This is a genomic window from Chloroflexaceae bacterium (genome assembly GCA_025057155.1).
GTDB lineage: Bacteria > Chloroflexota > Chloroflexia > Chloroflexales > Chloroflexaceae > JACAEO01.
On sequence record JANWYD010000007.1, the window covers coordinates 205,729 to 223,442 of the forward strand.

At 64.3% G+C, this 17,714-nt stretch carries 14 protein-coding genes and 1 tRNA gene; 4 read left to right on the forward strand and 11 right to left on the reverse strand.

The genetic code is table 11. The features are described from left to right. Positions 1-117 precede the first annotated feature (117 nt). From NZU74_08060 to NZU74_08090, 7 genes are all read right to left on the reverse strand, one after another. A complete protein-coding gene (locus NZU74_08060) occupies positions 118-930 on the reverse strand; it encodes a DUF1616 domain-containing protein (GenBank protein MCS6881275.1) in 813 nt (270 codons plus the stop codon). Further along, positions 927-2,834 carry a hypothetical protein gene (locus tag NZU74_08065; protein ID MCS6881276.1) on the reverse strand — a complete coding sequence of 636 codons (1,908 nt, stop codon included), beginning with the start codon at positions 2,832-2,834 and terminating at the stop codon, positions 927-929. Before NZU74_08065 ends, NZU74_08060 begins: the two co-directional genes overlap by 4 nt. Before the next feature lie 25 nt (positions 2,835-2,859). Beyond that, entirely contained in the window at positions 2,860-4,158 is a 1,299-nt protein-coding gene (locus NZU74_08070) for a polysaccharide pyruvyl transferase family protein (protein ID MCS6881277.1), read from the reverse strand. Next, positions 4,139-5,302: a glycosyltransferase family 4 protein gene (locus tag NZU74_08075; protein MCS6881278.1), complete on the reverse strand. Its 1,164-nt coding sequence runs from the start codon at positions 5,300-5,302 to the stop codon at positions 4,139-4,141. The genes NZU74_08070 and NZU74_08075 overlap by 20 nt, the downstream gene beginning before the upstream one ends. Further along, positions 5,299-6,297: a glycosyltransferase gene (locus NZU74_08080; protein MCS6881279.1), complete on the reverse strand. Its 999-nt coding sequence runs from the start codon at positions 6,295-6,297 to the stop codon at positions 5,299-5,301. The genes NZU74_08075 and NZU74_08080 overlap by 4 nt, the downstream gene beginning before the upstream one ends. A gap of 15 nt (positions 6,298-6,312) precedes the next feature. Next, entirely contained in the window at positions 6,313-7,563 is a 1,251-nt protein-coding gene (locus tag NZU74_08085) for a glycosyltransferase family 2 protein (protein MCS6881280.1), read from the reverse strand. Between the two features lie 713 nt (positions 7,564-8,276). Beyond that, positions 8,277-9,302: a hypothetical protein gene (locus NZU74_08090; GenBank protein MCS6881281.1), complete on the reverse strand. Its 1,026-nt coding sequence runs from the start codon at positions 9,300-9,302 to the stop codon at positions 8,277-8,279. A gap of 454 nt (positions 9,303-9,756) precedes the next feature. Between NZU74_08090 and NZU74_08095 the strand changes: the two genes are divergently transcribed. Continuing rightward, complete coding sequence (locus NZU74_08095) at positions 9,757-10,290, forward strand: DUF308 domain-containing protein (GenBank protein MCS6881282.1); 534 nt, start codon at positions 9,757-9,759, stop codon at positions 10,288-10,290. 392 nt (positions 10,291-10,682) lie between these two features. Here the strand turns inward: NZU74_08095 and NZU74_08100 are convergent. Further along, positions 10,683-10,777, reverse strand: a tRNA-Sec gene (locus NZU74_08100). 408 nt (positions 10,778-11,185) lie between these two features. Between NZU74_08100 and NZU74_08105 the strand changes: the two genes are divergently transcribed. Continuing rightward, on the forward strand, positions 11,186-12,523 hold the full coding sequence (locus NZU74_08105) for an IPT/TIG domain-containing protein (GenBank protein MCS6881283.1): 1,338 nt from the start codon (positions 11,186-11,188) through the stop codon (positions 12,521-12,523). 324 nt (positions 12,524-12,847) lie between these two features. Here the strand turns inward: NZU74_08105 and NZU74_08110 are convergent, their stop codons facing one another. Together NZU74_08110 and NZU74_08115 are read right to left on the reverse strand one after the other, a co-directional pair. Continuing rightward, a complete protein-coding gene (locus NZU74_08110; GenBank protein ID MCS6881284.1) occupies positions 12,848-13,459 on the reverse strand; it encodes a (2Fe-2S)-binding protein in 612 nt (203 codons plus the stop codon). A gap of 85 nt (positions 13,460-13,544) precedes the next feature. Next, a complete protein-coding gene (locus NZU74_08115) occupies positions 13,545-14,555 on the reverse strand; it encodes a tagatose 1,6-diphosphate aldolase (GenBank protein MCS6881285.1) in 1,011 nt (336 codons plus the stop codon). A 457-nt stretch (positions 14,556-15,012) separates the two neighbouring features. On the opposite strand from NZU74_08115, the gene NZU74_08120 reads away from it, so the two are divergent. Together NZU74_08120 and NZU74_08125 are read left to right on the forward strand one after the other, a co-directional pair. Further along, complete coding sequence (locus tag NZU74_08120) at positions 15,013-15,183, forward strand: hypothetical protein (protein ID MCS6881286.1); 171 nt, start codon at positions 15,013-15,015, stop codon at positions 15,181-15,183. Between the two features lie 102 nt (positions 15,184-15,285). Next, positions 15,286-17,028 carry a long-chain fatty acid--CoA ligase gene (locus NZU74_08125; GenBank protein MCS6881287.1) on the forward strand — a complete coding sequence of 581 codons (1,743 nt, stop codon included), beginning with the start codon at positions 15,286-15,288 and terminating at the stop codon, positions 17,026-17,028. Positions 17,029-17,091: 63 nt separating this feature from the next. On the opposite strand, the gene NZU74_08130 is transcribed toward NZU74_08125, so the two are convergent. Further along, entirely contained in the window at positions 17,092-17,532 is a 441-nt protein-coding gene (locus NZU74_08130) for a phage holin family protein (protein ID MCS6881288.1), read from the reverse strand. Positions 17,533-17,714 lie beyond the last annotated feature (182 nt).

A 17,714-nucleotide genomic window follows, 5' to 3' on the forward strand; every position in this document is an offset into this window, starting at 1 on the left:
TCCTAACCTGCCGGTTTCCCCGCCTGGCCTGTTCTGTCAGCGTTCGGGCGAGGCGTGGAGACGGAGTCTCCCCGCGTTCCTCCAAACCCGTGGGGTGAGGTTGCTTCGCGGACGGACCTAATTCCCCACCAGATGCACTGTCCGGTACGGCTTGTTCTCCTGATCGCGGAACAGCAGCACCTCGGCTCGTCTGCTCGCTCCTAGATCCAGGCGTTCAGGCAACGGTATGCGATAGGTCTGGCCAGGCGGCAGCGTGCCCGCCCAGGCGCCAATAACGTTGCCGTCCGGCAGGCGCACCTCCAGGCGATAGGCGACCGGGGCATGCTCGTGATTGGCAACCACCACGGCCTGACGCACGGCGCCATCAATCCTTGCCGGCTCTATCGCCAGCACGGTGAAGGGTTTGGTTTCAACCTGGGCGGCCCGGTACACCGCTGAGCCGGCCCATCCCGCAGAAAGTATCACCAGCGCCGCGGCCAGCGCGCCGGTTAGCAGACGGCCTGGCTGTCGCGCCGGCGCCGCGCCATCCGGCGCCTGGCGGAAGAAGCCGCCCGCAGCGCCGCCTGAACGTTCCAGGCGCCAGGCTCCAATGACGAGTCCCGTTATCGTGATCCCCCAGCTCAACGCGGCAAAGAGCACGCCTGAGAAGGGTAGGGCCGCGAGATCCATACCGGCGCCCACAAGGATGCCCAGCGCCAGACTCAAGGGGATGCTCAGGGCCGCCTGTTGCAGGTGATGGGCCTCGCGTGGAAAGAGGGCGAAGAGCACAGCATAGCCTGGCGCAAAGCACGCCAGCATCAAGCCCAGCGGCGCGCGGAGCGCCGGCGCCTGCACATTGCTCGCTGCCAGCAGCATGGCCAGCGTGGCGCTCAGCCCGACCAGAGCGGGAATGAAGAGCGGTCCGGGCCGGCGAGTAAGGAGCGTGTTCATCGGGTCACCGCCTTTCGGTAGAGAATGATGTCGCCGTTGTCATAGACGCGCTGCAGATCGCGAATGCGATCGAACTTCTCCAGACGCTCGACCGGCACCGGTTGGGTCGGTCGCTGCTGGCCGAAGGGATCGGCGTCGCCGAAGTAGGTGCTGTAGCGCGGCAGATAGCGCGACACCCGCCGGTCCACGCTAACGAAGTCAATCTTGTGCTCGTTGAGGAACCAGATCGCGCCGCCGGGATCGTCGTAGTAATAGAGGTGCCCGACGCCCCAGATCCGGGTCCGCTGGTTGCCGAAGGCGCCAAAGGCCACCTGGCTGGCCCGGTCGCCGGCGACGCGGTGGTGCGGGCCGTAGTGCGCCTCCAGCCAGCGCGCCGCCGCGACCAGATCATCGGTGATGGCTTCCGGCCCGGAGGCGGCGAAGATCTGGTGGGTGTGGAAACGTCCCGCCTGGTTGTCGCCCAGCACGATCCCGCCGATCAGCAGCGGTATGGCGATGCCGAACGCTGCCAGGCTCTTTGGAGCGCGCGGACGGCGCGTTTCGGTCTCAACGCCGTAGAGGGCGATGATCGCGTACAGGGCCACCCCCAGGAAGAGGAACGGCCAGGAGCGATAGGCCGCGTCTTGATTGACCGTCAACACCAGGGGCGTGGAGAGGAGCCAGAGGACCGGGCCGAATATTCCCAGGACGAGAATGCCTGCGTAGGGCGTGAGATCCTGACCTCGCCTGACCCAGAAGAAGCGCGCCGCCCGCGCCGGGCCCGCCGCAATGAGCGCGGCAATCAGCGCGGGGTAGAGGTAGGCAACTATGCGCTCGGCCAATGGCAGCGGCGAGTTGGCGAAGAGCGGGCGTAACCGCCAGGCATCACTGCCGGGTGACGCCGCCGAAGCACTCAAGGCCGCCTGCACCCCGTTGAAGAATGCCACCGTCCGATTCGTGATGGTCAGGACGACGTACTGAATGCCCCGATCAGACTGGAAGGCAAGCCAGGCCAGGCCGAAGAGGGCCGCGAAGAACAATAGCCCGCCAAAGAGTCGGCGTTGTTTGTGACCTACCGACCAGGTCACCAGCGCGCATATGAGCAGCCAGGCCAGACTGATGAGGGTGCTGAAGTGATGGGTGATGCTTATCGCCGCGATCACCGGCAGCAGCAGCAGATGAAATGGCCAGGCCGATGGCGTCTCTTGCCGTAGCAGGTTCAGGCTGAGCAGCGCCACCACCAGGAACAAAAGGGTGCCCAGGGTCTCATAGCTGAAGACGCTGTGGAAGAAGAAGAAACTGCGGTTGCTCATGTAGAGCAGCCCGCCTACGAACGCCAGGCGCTCCGGCACGCGCAAGGCGGCCAGCGCAGCGTAGGCGAGCACCGGCATGGTGAGGTGGACTATCAGCGGCACGAGCCGCACCGCCCATTCCGAGGGCAGACCGGCGCTGCTGACGATGTGCAGCCCGAGCAGGGCCAGACCCGGATAGTCGCGCGGAACGGTGAAAAAGGTGAGATTCACCTCGCGTGTTCCCTGTTCGCGCATCAGGGTCAGGGCCTGGTAGTGGTACAGTTCATCGGCGAAGATCGGATAGGCCGGGCTGCGCAGAAAGGTGGGCGCGTACAGCGCGCCGCCAAGCAGGGCGAGCATCAGTACGCGCTGCCAGGTCGTGCCGGCGGGCGCTATGCCGGTGATGAGCGCCCCGCCCATGCACAACCCCAACCCGGCCCAGAACCATCCATAGGCCGCCGGAGTGTTGGCCTCCACGATATATGCCTGCGCCAGCACGCCCAGACCAAGGAAGAACAGGGCCAGGCTCACGGCGTAGATCGGAGGGCGCCAGCCGCGCGCCTGCACGCTACTGAAGGCCAATCCTCCCGGCAACGCGGTTTGTCGCTGTTTCATTGGAACGTGAACACTCATGGGATCTCCTTTTCTTGGATAAGGTTCATTCGGTCGCTACTGCCGCCCGGTCTGCCACCGCGCGCTGTCTGGCGATGCGCTGGCAGATGGCCGCGCTGGCCAGCGCCCGCGCGCGCTCCTGCGCTACCCCGGCGTTCAACGTGGCGATAACCGTCTCCCGTTGCGCGAGCTGCGCTTCGATCAGTTCGATCAGCCGCGCCCCGCTCACTGTTTCGATAGGGACGATCCACTGGCCGAGGTCCATGCGCCGCATGATCCCGGTGGTCTTGTGCTCATAGGCAATCGCCACTACGGGCACACGCGCGAGCATGGCGAAGATCGCCGAGTGAAAGCGCGTGGCCAGCAGCATGTCCATTCCGCCCAGCATCTCGATCAGCTCAGATGGCGCCAGATCGTCTGCGATCACCCGCACCCGATCCGGGCGTTTCAGCCGCGCGGCCAGCCGCCGCTCCACGAGGCGATCGTCATCATTGCCGGGACCGATGACCTGGGGCAGGAAGACGATCTCGGCGTCGTGAACGGCCAGCAGATGGGCCAGGGCCTCTACCAGCGCGTCTTCGTAGTGTCGCTGCGCCGCCTGGCGATCCAGCGAATGGGGGAACGACCAGTTCCGCGCCGTGACCCCGACCCGCAGACGGCCCGAACGGGGCATGCTGACGTGACGGGCGGGCCGGTCTCGGTCCAGCGCGAAGGCCATGTCGGCGCCAAAATGCAACCGCTCCGGGGCGATGCGCATGGCCTGGATAGTCGCCAGCGACTCGCTCTCGCGGATCACCACTGCGTCGGCGCGGCGCAGCACGTGGCCCACGAGCGAGCGGAGGAGCGCGCTGCGGAAAGGGCCAACGCTCTGGCCGAGACAGACCACAGGGACGCCGGCCGCCAGGGCCGCCATCACCTGTGCCACGTGGACGAGCACGCCCGGCCCCCAACTGTCCTGCCAGAAACCGCCGCCGCAACTGATTGCCACATCGGCGCCGGCGATCGCATTCGCCAGATCACGCAGCCCGGCGGACCACCGGCGCGGCAGCGACCGCCGAGTCAGGCGGCTGGCGAGCAGCGCTCCGAGCAGGGCCAGATACTCGCTCGCAAAACGCCCAATACGTGCCGCCACCGGGATGTGTGCGGCATACAACAACCCGAAGGGACCGGCCACGACCCGCAGGTTTTCGGCGGCATAGCGGGGCCGATCAATTTCTGGCGTCAGCGAGACAAGCGTGATGTCGGCCTCGGGCGCGACGGCGCGCACCGCGCGGACGGTGCCGAGCACGATCGCCGCGTCGCCCTTGTTGAGCCAGCTATAGGTGTTAAGAATGACGATGCGCATCGCCTGCCACCTCCACAACAACCGCCTGACGGGCGCGCGACGCCCCGGATCGGGCCGCCGCGGCGTAGATCGCCAGCATCGAGTCGGTAATGGCCGATCGGGTGTACGGCCGCAGATCGGGCGGCGCGCCTGTCTCCCGCCGGACCGTCGCATCAATCAGCGTTGCGAGTTGCCCATCGCTGGCATCCGGGGGAACCAGCGTCACCCATGCCGGGTAGCGCCGGGCGAACTCACGGTGCGCCGGGATATCGCTGCATACTACCCGGCACCCCAGAGCCAGTCCCTCGATGATGGTGCGCCCGAACGACTCGGCCTCCGAGAGCGACGCCAGCGCTCCCGCGCGGCGGTACCAGGCGCGCAGGTCGGCGTCGCTCACCCGGCCGGCCAGATGCACCCTTGAGCGCACCCCGTACCGCTCGGCTAACCGCTCCAGCCGCTCGCGCTCCGGCCCATCGCCAACCAGGGTCAGCGTGTAGGTGGCTGGCAGATGAGGCAGGGCCGCTATTAGCCGATCCATCCGCTTATGGGGCGCCATCCGTCCAACGCTGAGGAGGGAAGTGGGCGTCCGCACCTCTGCCAGGAGGGGCAGCTCCGCGCTGGCGTGAGCTTCGTCAACCAGGGCCACAATGACAGGAACGATGCTGACCTGGCGCGGGCCGAGGCCAAAGGTTCGGCTGACCAGGGCTGTCTCGGCCTCAGAAACGCACACGATCCTCTCTGCGCGCCGGATTAATCCTCTGGTGGCCGGCACATAGAGCCGGTGCAATAGGTTCGCCAGTGAAGTGTGCCCCTTGCCGTGGTAGTACAGGCTGAGCACCAGCGGCGCCGGGCGAGCGACACAGGCCAGGATCAGGGGCAGGGCGTGGAAATTGTGGGCATGCGCCACGTCCCAGGCCCCGGCATGCGCTCGCAGATAGCGCAGCATACCCGAGGGGTAGCGGTACACCCCTCGTCCAACGGCAGGGAAGCGCCGCACCTCCACGCCGTCAATCCATTCCACCGGCGCCAGATCGCGTCGCCGGCTTTCGGCCAGCACCGTCACCTGATGCCCGCGCCGCACGAGCGCCTCACTGAGCAGTTGGATATGGGCCTCGATCCCGCCCAGGTCGGGATAGTAACCTGACGAAATCTGCACAATTTTCATCGGGCGCCTCGCGGAAGCAGATACTGAGTGAGACGGTAGCGTCGCCGAGCGTCGAGATGCGCCGCCAGCGCGCCGGCCACATAGCCAGAGCCGGTTATAGCCAGACCGGCCAGGATAGCCGCCGAGCGCCGGATGCCGCCGGGATCGCGCCCGGTGACGGTCTCCGCCAGCCCCCGCAGCACACCCGAAGGCAAGACGCGGGCCACGTAGTCGCGTTCGGCGGCAAGCCCATCGCGCGAACCGACCAGGCGGGCCATCTGGGCCTTGGAGAAGCCCTCGGCATAGCATCGCGCGCGGAAATAGGCCCAGCTCGCGCGGCCCTCGGTCACCCGATGGCGTACCCGGGCCTGTGGCACAAAGAGCAACACGTGATCGCCGCGACGTTGCCACAGGCGGATAGTGAACTCGGTGTCGTCGCTGCGCATGAGATCGTGGCCAACCTGCCCGATCTCGCTGCGGAAACCGCCTGCCAGTTCGAACGCCTCGCGCCGGAACGACATATTGCACCCGATGAGGCGCTGCACTGGCGCCGGCGCAGTCGGCACGCCACGGTACGTGCAGCCGACCACCCAGTCGAACTCCTCGGGGAACCATCCCGGTCGCGCGACCGGCCAGAGCGGCTCAATCGCCCCGCCGGCGGCAATGACCTGAGGATCGCGGTACGCCTCGAGGAGCAGAGCCAGCCAGTCGGGCTCGGGGATGGCATCATCATCGAGAAAGGCGATGATTGCCCCGGTCGAATGGGCCACGCCGGCGTTCCTGGCCCCTGAAAGCCCTCGCGGGCCACCATTGGCGATCACCCGCACGCCCTCCAGGGCCGGTTCGTCACAGGCCCGCTCGAAGAGCGCCGGATTGTGATCCACCACCACGATAATCTCGTGCGGCGGCGCCTGTTGCGTCCGCAGCGCGGCCACGGCGGCCAGCAGATCGCTCCAGCGGGCCTCGGTGTAGGCGCAAATGATCACTGAGACAGGCAGATTCCTTGAGGATGCCACGACAAACCTCCTCTCTCAATGCGTTGCCTCGACGCCTGGAAAACGGACGGCGACGCTTCGCTGATCCTGCTCACGCTGCTTGCTTGCAGAGTGCGAAGCAAACAACGCCATAAGCAGAGTGGTGGCGAAAAGTTTCGTGCCGCCAACCACCATCGCCAGTGCGACGATCAGGGCCTCGCTCGAATAGAACCCGCCGGGAGCGCCCGAAACCCACTGGACGGCCAGGCCGAGGGTCCAGAGACTACCGGCAAGGATGAGCAGCCCGGCGAACCCGTAGGTGGCGAGACGAACCGGCTGCCGCGTCAACAGATCCAGGATGCGGTTGGGCCGGCGCATGCCGTAATGGGTAGTGTACAGATGCACTACTCCGCCCAGCATGACTAACTGGAAGCCGGTTAGAAAAGCCATGGCGCTGAAGATCATCGCGTGCAGAGTTGGCGCGCCGCCGGAGAAGCCGGAGGGGCCATGGCGCAGTATCAGCAGTGCCGCAAAGGCGAGCAGCCAGAGCAGCAGGCCAGGCAGAATGTAGGTGACGAAGGGATTAAAGATCGCCGCCAGGCGCAGGACGCGCAGGAGGATCGCCCAGCCGTCACGCAACGGCTTCAGCTTCTTTTCGCCGATGCGCTCGTGGTACTGAATGGGCATGCTATGCGTCTTGAGGGCCAGCAGGCCCGCCTTGACCATGATCTCGGTCTCGATGTCGAAGCCGTCAGATTCAAGGCGCATCGCCAGCAGATGGCGCCGGTGCAGCCCGTAGAGGCCGCTCAGCACGTCGTTGCCCTCAACCTGGTGCACGCTGCGGATCAGATGATCGAAGAACAGGTTGCCCAGCCGGTTGACGAACGGGATCTTGTCGCGTCCCTCCTGGCGCACACAGCGCACCAGATCGTAGTGATCGAGCTGGCGCGAGATTTCGGGGATGGCGCTGGCAGGGTAAGTAGCGTCGCCATCAATGAAAATCACCTTTTCGCCGCGAGCATAAGCGAGGCCGGTCCGCATTGCGGCGCCTTTGCCGCGATTGGTCTCGTGGCTGATGATCCGGCAGGGGTAACGCTGTGCAATCGCGACGGTGCCATCACGGGAACCGTCGTCAATTACCAGGATCTCGTAGCCTGGCCCCACGCTGGCCAGCACCTCCTCCAGCACCCGGGGTAAGGCTGCTTCTTCGTTGTAGACGGGGATCAGGACAGTCGTGTGGATGGGTGAGCGGGCATCCTCGGACACGCCGAGCAGGGTCGGATAGGGGTGGAACGTCGTTGAGACCACAGGCTCCTCCTCGTCACTGGGGTTAGATGTAGTAGAAAGATGGGTTCGGAAGGGAGCGCGACGTTATTATTCGATTTTTTACACGGTATCGGCGCTGAATTACCAATTTGTTACCAGAAGTTCACATTTTTCGTTGTAGTCTTTCTGTAATCTAATTACTTTTGTTAGTACTATGGTGAATATATATGATTTGATACAAGGTAGCGTTTGATTGGAGCGCCCATTCTGTGGGCAACGATATCGAGAAACGAAGTTTCTCTCCATTCCGCCAGTTTGGGGAGATTGGCCCTGCTCGGCGGCTGTACACGACACGCATGTCACGCCGCTTTATATGCGCCGCTCTTGCAAAGCGCGTCCTGACGCGGAGATAGCAGGAGGGCAGGTTCTGAACCTGCCCCTGCGTGCGGATACTGTATCGCGCTGACGACCGAGGAGCGAACCGGCAGGAAAGACAGGGGCTAAACCGTTCCAATACTTGTGGGAATGCAGGAGAACTCGGCGGAGACTCTTACTGACACACGCGGCGCAGGGGAAGCAGGGGCAAATCATCTTTATTCCCCCTGACTTCCCCCCACCTCTGATGTTTCGGCGCGGCGAACGGGTCAGCGCAGATCTAGCCAGCGCGTTTGGGCATTAGCACGATGCCGCCCGCCTCCTGATGCGCTGCGCCCGATCCAAAATCCAAAATCCAAAATCCAAAATCCAAAATCCCATTACCCTACCGCCCGTTCGCGCTGCAACTGGGTGTAGACCCGCACCACCGGATCGTTGCCGGCGCGCGGGTCAACGCGGGCGGCCCGCAGGTAGTGCTGGAAGGCATGCTCCAGTTCGGCGTAGTGGCCCAGGCCGGCGTAGGCCCGCAGCAGCCAGACGGTCAGGTCGTCGGCGGCGGGGTCCTCGGATAGGGCCAGGTCGCAGAGGCGGGCGCATTCGTGGTAGCGGCGCTCATTGCAGGCATGCTCGGCCAGGCGTTCGACGAGGTTCAGGAAGTCGCCCGCCAGGAGGTTGCGGCGCTCGATCAATGCGCTCCAGGCGCCGGAGACATCGGCCATATAGGGGCCCCGGTACAGTTCGAGCGCCTGGGCGTAGAGCGGCGACGCCGCCGCCAGGCCCTCCTGCTCCTCAAGCTCCGCTGCCAGGGCGCAGAGGCGTTCAAACGTTTGCACATCGGTCCGCACGTGGTCAGGATGCAGCAGGCAGCGATCCTCGCTGATCACCAGGACGGCGTCGGCCAGCTCTTCGCCCCCCGCCTCGACGATCAGCGTGCGCAGCGAACTGAGCGTGCGTGTGAGGCCGCTGGCGGCGCTTTCCTGGCCCCAGACAGCGGCCATCAGCGCCTCGCGGCTGAGGCCGCGCCCCCCGGCGTGGATCAGCGCCGCCAGCACCGCCCGCAGCTTGTGGCTGCCCGCCCGGCCCCGGTCACGCTCGGTCACCTGAGCCAGGATGGGCACGCCCGCCACCCAGACCCGCAACACCCCCAGGCAGGCCGCCTGCACCTCCGGACCGGGGAGCGGCTCAGAGGCGGCCCGCGGCACGTAGCGCGTCAGGACCTCCTGGGCCTTCCGCACGCGCTGGCGCTCTTCAGCATCGCCGCGGGCCAGCAGGATCCTCAGGCGCCGGGCTGCTTCATCGCCGTAGCTGCTGTAGAGTAGCATCGCGCTCTGGCGTTGCACCTGCGGATCGTCGTGCAACAGCAGCGGCACGAACAGGTCGATCAGCGGTGTCGCATAGTTGGCCATAGTCCCTCCAGGAGCAGATACCGGGCGTGCATCGGGTCATACCGATACGCGGCGCGCGCCGGCCCGGCTGCGCCGCGCTGCCCTGATCGGGAATCGCTGTTCTATGCTCACTTGAACGAGAGTTGACCGATTTTTTTCGTAGACCTGGTGTGCGCCTTCCCGCCAGGCGGGGGCATGGGGAAACCAGGTTTCCCAACGGCCTGCGGGCAGATACGGGCAGGGAACCGGGGAAACCCGGTTTCCCCGCCCTCCTTCGCACAGCCGCGACGAGCCTGACCAAATGGGCAGGTGGAGTCTGATCAAAGGAAAGTGGCGGGAAGCATCCGTTCGGGTGAAACTCAACACACAAGCTGTTTTCGTGTGACCCGGAGCACCCCGTTGTGAAGCGCGCCTGACGGCGCGGCGCTTCTTCGTACTGTGCGCCGTCGTATTGCGGATAGAAAGGATGTTGCGTATGGCAACCACGGTTGTCCCGGCCCAGAGCAGGATTCCCTGGTGGATCGTTTTGCTGCTGGGGATCGCCTACATCATCGCGGGACTGTTCCTGGTGTTTCAGCCGCTGGCGAGCCTGGTCGTGATCGCCTTGTTCACCGGCGCGACCTGGTTTGTGTCGGGCGTGCTCGATCTGATCAGCCTCTTCCGTGACCGGACGCGCTGGGTGTGGACCATCCTCAGCGGGGTGATCGGCATCTGGGCCGGCCTGGTTCTGCTTGGGCAGCCGCTGGTAGGCGGCATTCTGCTGCCAGCCGTTTACATCATTATTCTGGCCCTGAGCGGGGTCGTTCTGGGGATCCTGCGGATCGTGCAGGGCGTCCAGGGTGGCGGCCTGGGGGTGATCATCTGGGGCGCGGTGACGACCCTTCTGGCAGGCTGGCTGCTGCTGCACCCCCTGGCAGGGGTGGTAGTTCTCCCGTTCGTGTTCGGCATCTTCGCCATCATCGGCGGGATCTTGACCATCATCGCGGCGTTTCAGATCCGCCAGGCGTAGGCGCCAGTCCCTCGTGGGGGGCACAACGAGAGAAGGGCGAAACCCTTTCGCCCTTCTCGTGATTCCCAGGGGCGCGGGGGCAACCTGGTCGCCCTCTGTGGTATACCGCCCGCATGGCACCGGAGGTTCGGATGTCTACTGATCAGCGCCAGGTTGGGTCTGGCCGGGGCCGCCCCGGTCTGGCTGCTCACGCCAGCGGGCTGACGTCGCCGCCGCTCCATCGCGGAGACAACACGGAGACCTGACAGGGAGTCGTTGGAGCGCCCGGCGTGAATGGGGATCATCCACGCCTCCCTGTCAGGTCTCACATTACGGTCTTTTTTCCTCTGCGATCCTCTGCGGTAAAGATCGGCGATCTCGAAGATGGGCAACGGCCTGCACCCGGGAAAACATCGAGAGCGCGTGGGAGTCGAACCCACCGGCGAGGCTCGTCACCCCGCCCACAGGTTTTGAAGACCAGGGCGGCCACCGGGCCACGTCCGCTCTCATGACGATTCTAGCCCTCCCTTACGACCTCTGTCAAACAGGCCCGTTCATGCTCCAGGGCGGTCGCAACGTCTCTGGGGCCGGCCCCGAACCCCGGGTGTTTCGCTGGTTTTGGCGGCTACGCCGCCCTGATCCCCTCGGAGGCGGACTTTGCATCAATTCTGAAGGTTGCAGAGTAAGGTTCCGGCGCACCTGGCGACGTTGCAACAGCCCCGGCGCATTCCTGGTGTCGCGTCCCCGCAACTCCACGCCTGGTCCGGAGTGCCCTGAAGGTGCAGACCACGTAGCAGGCAGATCCGATATCCTACCGCTACTCCAGGTAGCGGACTTGATTCTTCACCTGGCCAGGCGCCGTGCTACACTTAAAGATCGGCCCTGTAGCGCGCACGTAGCGAAGGGAGGTGATCATATGAACCGCTACGTGATCCTTGCGCTCGTGTTGTGTCTGGCGCTCGCCGGAGGCGCGGCCAGCCTGGGCCAGCCGCCGGCCTCGGCGCTCGCCGGTCCGGTGGTGCTGCAAGTGACCCCGTCGCAGGTGTACAACACCACCGCCAGTGAAGTGACCATCAAGGGCTCTGGCTTTGTCGCCACCCCGGTCGTTACGTTGACCCTGGGCGATCAGGCCCCGATCGTGCTCAGCCAGGTCAGGTTTGTTGACTATGCCACGCTCGTCGTGACGATACCAGCCGAGACCCCCGAAGGCGCGTATGTTGTCACCGTGTATAACCCTGATGGCTCAAGCCACCACACCGGCCCTGCCGGCTTGACTGTCGTGCGTCCTGGTGATCAGCGCATGCGCGCCTGGATGCCAACCACGCCCCTGCCGGGCGGCCGTTTCGCTTTCGCCGCCGTTGCCACAGCAGGAAACGTGTATGTAATTGGCGGACTCCTCGGAGGCGGTTCGGATCAAACCGTTGTGCAGGCGAGGATCATGCCCGATGGCCGGCTTGGACCCTGGCAGGACGCCAGCCAGTTGAACCGCTCTCGCGGCGGAATTGTCGGCGTCGTTAGTGGAGAATATATTTATGTAATTGGAGGCGCCATTGGCGCCGGGTTGCCCACCGAACGCACTATCGAGCGCGCCAGGGTGGCGCCGGATGGCGCGCTTGGCCCGTGGGAGGTGATCGGCGAATTGCCCGAGGTGCGCTACGGGGCTGCCGGGGCCGTGGTTGGCGAGTATCTGTTTATCATGGATGGCAGAACCGTAGTGGGTGATGTCTCCATGGATACGATACGCGCCCGCATCGCCCCCGACGGAACGCCGGGTCCCTGGGTGGAAGTGGCGCCAACCCGGGGGCGCAGTGTGGCCGCGGCCAGCAGTGGTCAGGCCATCTTCGTTCTCAACGATGATGGTTCAATCGAACGCAGCCGAATGAATGCCGACGGCAGCCTGGAACCGTGGACCACCGTCGCGCCGACCAGGGTCAACCATCGCGGCGGAGCGCTGGCCGTGTTCCAGGGGAGTCTGGTTGTGCTTGGCGGCTCTGGCGGCGCCCCTCCCAACGTGTATAGCCTGACTAATGTTGAGCGCGCCGACATCAGGAGCGATGGCTCGCTCGGCCCCTGGACGTCTGCGCCATCGCTATTGACGAGCCGGTCGGCCTTCAGCGTAGCAACATCGAACCAGTGGCTCTATGCCATCGGGAGTACGCCGAGCTATCCCTCTATCCCCGGCGAGCAGCCAGTGGAGTTCAGCGGTTCGGCGCTGCCGCCTCGACTCTACATGCCGCTGATCGGGCGCGAATAGCCGTCGTGATAGCGGAGAGCCTCACCCACTGCAAAGGGGGCGGGGAACCAGGGTTCCCCGCCCCCTTGCGCTGATTAGTCTGTAAACAAAGTCTTTCGCTGGACCCCTGCCACCTCCCCAACCCTCCCCCGCCGGGAGAGTGCGCCTGGCGCCTCCCCCCAACGGGGGGAGGCTGGGAGGGAGGCGGAAATGCCGGGAAACTTACTTCACAGACTAATAAGCTGCGCAACCCTAAACCGACTCTGCAACCCTCAGCGCCTCTGCGGTACACATTAGAAAACCCGGTTCACCGACCGTTTACGCATGCCCGCCGATCCCCACCGGCTACCCCTGGGAGGTCGCGTCTTCTTCGGGCGTGGCCGTCTCCCACTGAACACGCTGCACGCGCGGCGGGCGCTCCAGGCGCTCGACGCCCAGCACCATGCGCCGCACCACCCGCAGCGTGTCGCCGATGAAGCGTTGCCCGTCGCGAATGGGGAAGGCGAAGCGCAGCGGGCCAACCTTTGCCGCCACGCTGAGCACGTTGTTCGGGAAGAGCGCAATCTGGTCGCTCACATCGCTCAGGACCGCCGTAAGCAGCGCCTGGGCGTTCTCGGTGACAGTGGTTCCGGGCGGCGGCATGAGCACGTTGAGCGTCAACTGGCGCGCTATCTCGATGTGGCTCTGCACGCGGATCTCGCCTTCGCCGCGAATGATAGCCTGGCACGCCAGGCGCTGCCCATTGGCCAGGCGCGCCTCGGAGAGCCAGGCGCGCTCGATCTCGCTGGGCGGGCTGAGGTGCTCGCTCCCGGCGAGCACCTGGCAGCGACAGGCCTGACATGTGCCGATATTGTCGCACAGAAACCCGATATGGGCGGCGTTGCGCCGGCCAACGTTCAGCAGCCGCTCGCCCACCTTCGCTTCCATTGGCACGTCGTTCAAGATGACCGTAGGCACGCAAACTCCTTCTGTATTCAGTGGATGCTTCTGGCTGTCGGTAGCAGGCAACTTTCCAGGTTGCCTACGAGGTCATACCACATCCCTACACCACCTCAATCTGCTCCGGGCCGCCATATACGGCCCACCAGGGACTGGCGCCCTGGCTTACGGCCTGGTTAAGGGTCTGGAGATTCCGCACGCCGCGGTCCTCCAGCCAGGCTTCGAGGGCCGCCAGACCCTGGCGTCCGTAGACGGGCAGGCTCTCCTGCCAGATGGCGCGGCCGCAGAGCAGCCCGGCGAACGGCACATCGGACTCGCCGGCCAGTTCGATCGTTTCGGTCAATACGTCAATGCTCATGCCGGCGCTGAGGTAGATAAAGGGCTTGCGGGCCGCGCTGGCGGCCTGGCGGAACAGCTCCCTGGCCTCCTCGCGATCATAGGCTTTTTCGCCGCGAAAGGCGCGCATGCCCTCCACATACTGTGCCAGCACCGGCACTTCAACCATCAGCACGTCTACCTGGTATTGGGGCTTCGAGAACTCCTCCATCGCAGCGCTGACGTAGCGCGGCTTGACGCGGGCGAACTCCAGCGAGCGGATGTCCAGACGGTCATCGTAGGCGATCGGTTCGAGAAACAGGGCCATATCGTTCGCAGCGCACTCCGCCCCCACCCGCTCGACGAAAACGTGCTTGGCCTCGTTGATTCGCGGATCATCGAAGGGATTGTAGTACAGCAAGAGCTTGATCGCGTTCGCCCCGGCCTCCTTCAAGCGCCGAACGTTCCACAGGTCGAGCAGCGCGGGCAGCCGACCGCGCGCGTTCGTATCATAGCCGCTCTTCTCGTAGGCGAGCAGCACGCCCGTCGCGGGCGCGCGCTGGGCAAGAGCGGGAAGGCCGTACTCCGGGTCCATCAGGATCGCACTTGCGTAACGCGACAGAATGCGCGTGACCGCGATCTTGAACTCCGTCAACAGCCCATCGTCACCCTGCCGGTCCCGGACCCTGGCAATCGCGTTTTTCAGCGAGCCGCGTTGATCCATCGCCGCAGCGGCAATGATGCCACGCTCGTCCGCGCAGGCCTGAATCCCCTCGAACTTGCCTCGCGTGATGGTCATTCTGGCCATGGTTTAGTCTTCCCACCTTACTTGCGTTGAAACCATTATCCAGACGAGCGTTACAACGCTATTCGAGAATGATCCCGCAGGTAGGCGCAGCAGAGCGGCAAACCGGCTTGCCTCGCGTCCCCGCCGCAAACGTTCGTCCGCCTGAGAGGATGGCGACGAGAGGCCGACACCCTTCAGCTTTCATCTGCCACCTGGAAAAGAGAGTGTCTGGGAACGACTATGCTCTTCCAGAAAACCTCTTCACTCTCGACGCGGAGTATTCAGGAGGGCCTGCCCTCTCTCAGGAACGTCGCAACGATAGTTAAACATGCCAGACGCACCGACCGTGGAGTATATGACAATTATACCTGAAATAGCACGAAACGTGGTGCAGCGCGTCACGGCGAGCAGCGATGTGGTACAATAGAAATGCCTATGCACAGCTAACACCAGCAACTCTGGAGGACCTATGAAGCAGGCAGTTGGCGCCGTAACGTTTCTGCTCGGGCTGGTCTTTGGGTTGATCGGCGGCGCGGCATTGCTGGCGTATGCCTACCAGGCCGCTGGCCTCTACCCGCCCGATGATGCGACGATCAAGTTCATCGCCCGCGAGCGGGGGTGGCTTCGCGACGATGTGTAGCCGTTGAGGGAATGCCGCCGGCAATCGCCCGAACCCGGAGGTTGTCGCGCGCAGGCGCATTCCCCCGCGTCATAAGCGCGTAACAGCACGAGGAGGTGCCTGATGGAGAAGCCCTGGCTATCGGCTTATGAGAAGGGCGTTCCGCCGACGCTTACCTATCCCAACCTGACTCTGAACGAACTGCTGCTCAACGCAGCGCGGACCTACCCTGACAAAACCGCCACCAACTTTGTGCTCAAGTATATGCTCGGCGGCCGCTACACCGTTGGCGGGCGGTTGACCTACAAGCAACTCAACGAACTGGTTGATCGCCTGGCCACGGCCCTCTACCAGCTCGGAGTGCGCAAAGGCGAACGGGTGGCGATAATGCTGCCGAACTCGCCCCAGTACATCATCGCCTTCTTCGCCGCCATGCGCATCGGCGCAATTGTGGTCAATGTCAACCCCACCTATACCAGCCGTGAGTTGCAGTTCCAGCTCAGTGATGCCGGCGCCGAAACGATCATTCTCCTCAATCTCTTCTGGCCGCGGTTGCGCGAGGTCCGCAGCGAGACGCCGCTGAAACGCGTTATCGTGGCTTATATTTACGACACTCTGGGCTTCCCCTCGAACTTCCTGGTGCGCAGCGCGCAGAAGCGCACCCCTGAGTGGGTGGACGTGCTGCCCGAGCAGGACACCTTCTTCTTCCAGCATCTTCTGGAGAAGTATGGCCCCACTCCGCCCAAGGTAACGGTGTCCCCTGACGATACCGCCCTCTTCCAGTACACCGGCGGCACCACCGGCTTGCCCAAGGCGGCCATGCTCACCCATCGCAACCTGATCGCCAATGTGCACCAGGTCAATGCCTGGCTGCCCAGCGGCCGCCCCGGCGGCGAAAAGATGATGGCGGCCATTCCCTTTTTCCATGTCTATGGCATGACCGTGGCGATGCTCTACTCGATCCATCTGGGATCCGAGATTATCATTGTGCCCAACCCCCGTCCGATTGACAATGTGATGAACGTCATGCAGAAGGAACGGGCGACGCTTTATCCGGGCGTGCCGGCGATGTACATTGGCATTGTCAATCATAAGGATGTCGCGAAGTACGATCTGCGCAGCATCAAGGCCTGTATCTCCGGCTCCGCGCCGCTGCCGATGGAGATCCAGGAGCGCTTCGGCCAGATTACCGGCGGACGGCTGGTGGAGGGCTTCGGCATGACCGAGGCCAGCCCCGTTACCCACTGCAACCCCGTCTTCGGCAAGCGCAAGGCCGGCAGCATCGGCGTGCCCCTGCCCGATACCGACGCCAAGATCATCGATCTGGAGACCGGCGAACCCTTGCCCTTCGATGGCGAAACCCAGGGCGAGCTGTGCGTGCGCGGCCCGCAGGTGATGAAGGGCTACTGGAACCGCCCCGACGAGACCGCGGCCACGATTGACGCCGAGGGCTGGCTGCATACCGGCGATATCTGCAAGGTCGATCCCGAGGGCTACTTCTACGTTGTGGACCGGAAGAAGGACATGATTAACGTCTCGGGCTTGAAGGTGTTGCCCCGCGACGTGGAAGAGGTGCTCTTCATGCACCCCAAGGTGCTTGAAGCCGTGGTGGCGGGCATTCCCAACCCCACCCGCGGCGATGATACGGTCAAGGCCTATATCGTGCCCAAGCCCGGTGAGAACCCCACGGTCGAGGAGATTAAAGAGTTCTGCAAGCTCCACCTGGCCCCCTACAAGGTGCCGCGTGAGGTGGAGTTCCGTACCGAGCTGCCCAAGACTATGGTCGGCAAGGTGCTGCGGCGCCAGTTGGTTGAAGAAGAGAAGGCCAAACAGGCCGCCGGAACCACCGCGACCGCTACGGCCTGATGGCAACGGCAGAGCCAGGGCGAGGCGCGATTCGCGCCTCGCTCTGGCTTCACTGTGTTCTCGCTATCGGTCGTTGCTCTCCTGCTGGATCGTGATCACCCGCACGTTCGTATCGCCGGACAGCAGACTGAGCACAGTGGTGACGAACGAGATCACCAGCCCGCCCCAGAATGCATCCCAGAAGCTGTCAATGCGAAAAGCGATGTGGAGTTGATCCGCCAGAGCCGAGGTCAGGCCCAGCAGGATCGCGTTGATGACCAGCCCGAAGAGGCCAAGGGTGAGGATCACCAGCGGGCAGGTCAGCAGATAGAGCAGTGGGCGCAGCAGGGCGTTGAGCAGGCCGAAGATCAGGGCGACCACCCCGATGTGCCAGCCGGGGCCGCTGAAGTGGATGCCCGGCACGATCCAGACGGCGACGAAAATGGCCAGGGAACTGATAAGCCAGCGGAGAATGAGCCGCTGCCATGCCGGGCGCGCTGGCGCCGGGATCTGCTGGGGATTCATAGAAGTCAGGCTCCTGTGGCCTCCTGCTGCGACGAAGCGTGGCGTATGCGCCTCATGGCCCGCTTCCATGATACTATAACAAGCTGAAAAGAGGCGTTCCTGGAAGGAGCGGCCCTGATCTGGCGCAAGGTCCGCCTCCAGCGGGGGGATTGGGCCGGCATAGCTGCCTGATAATGTCATTT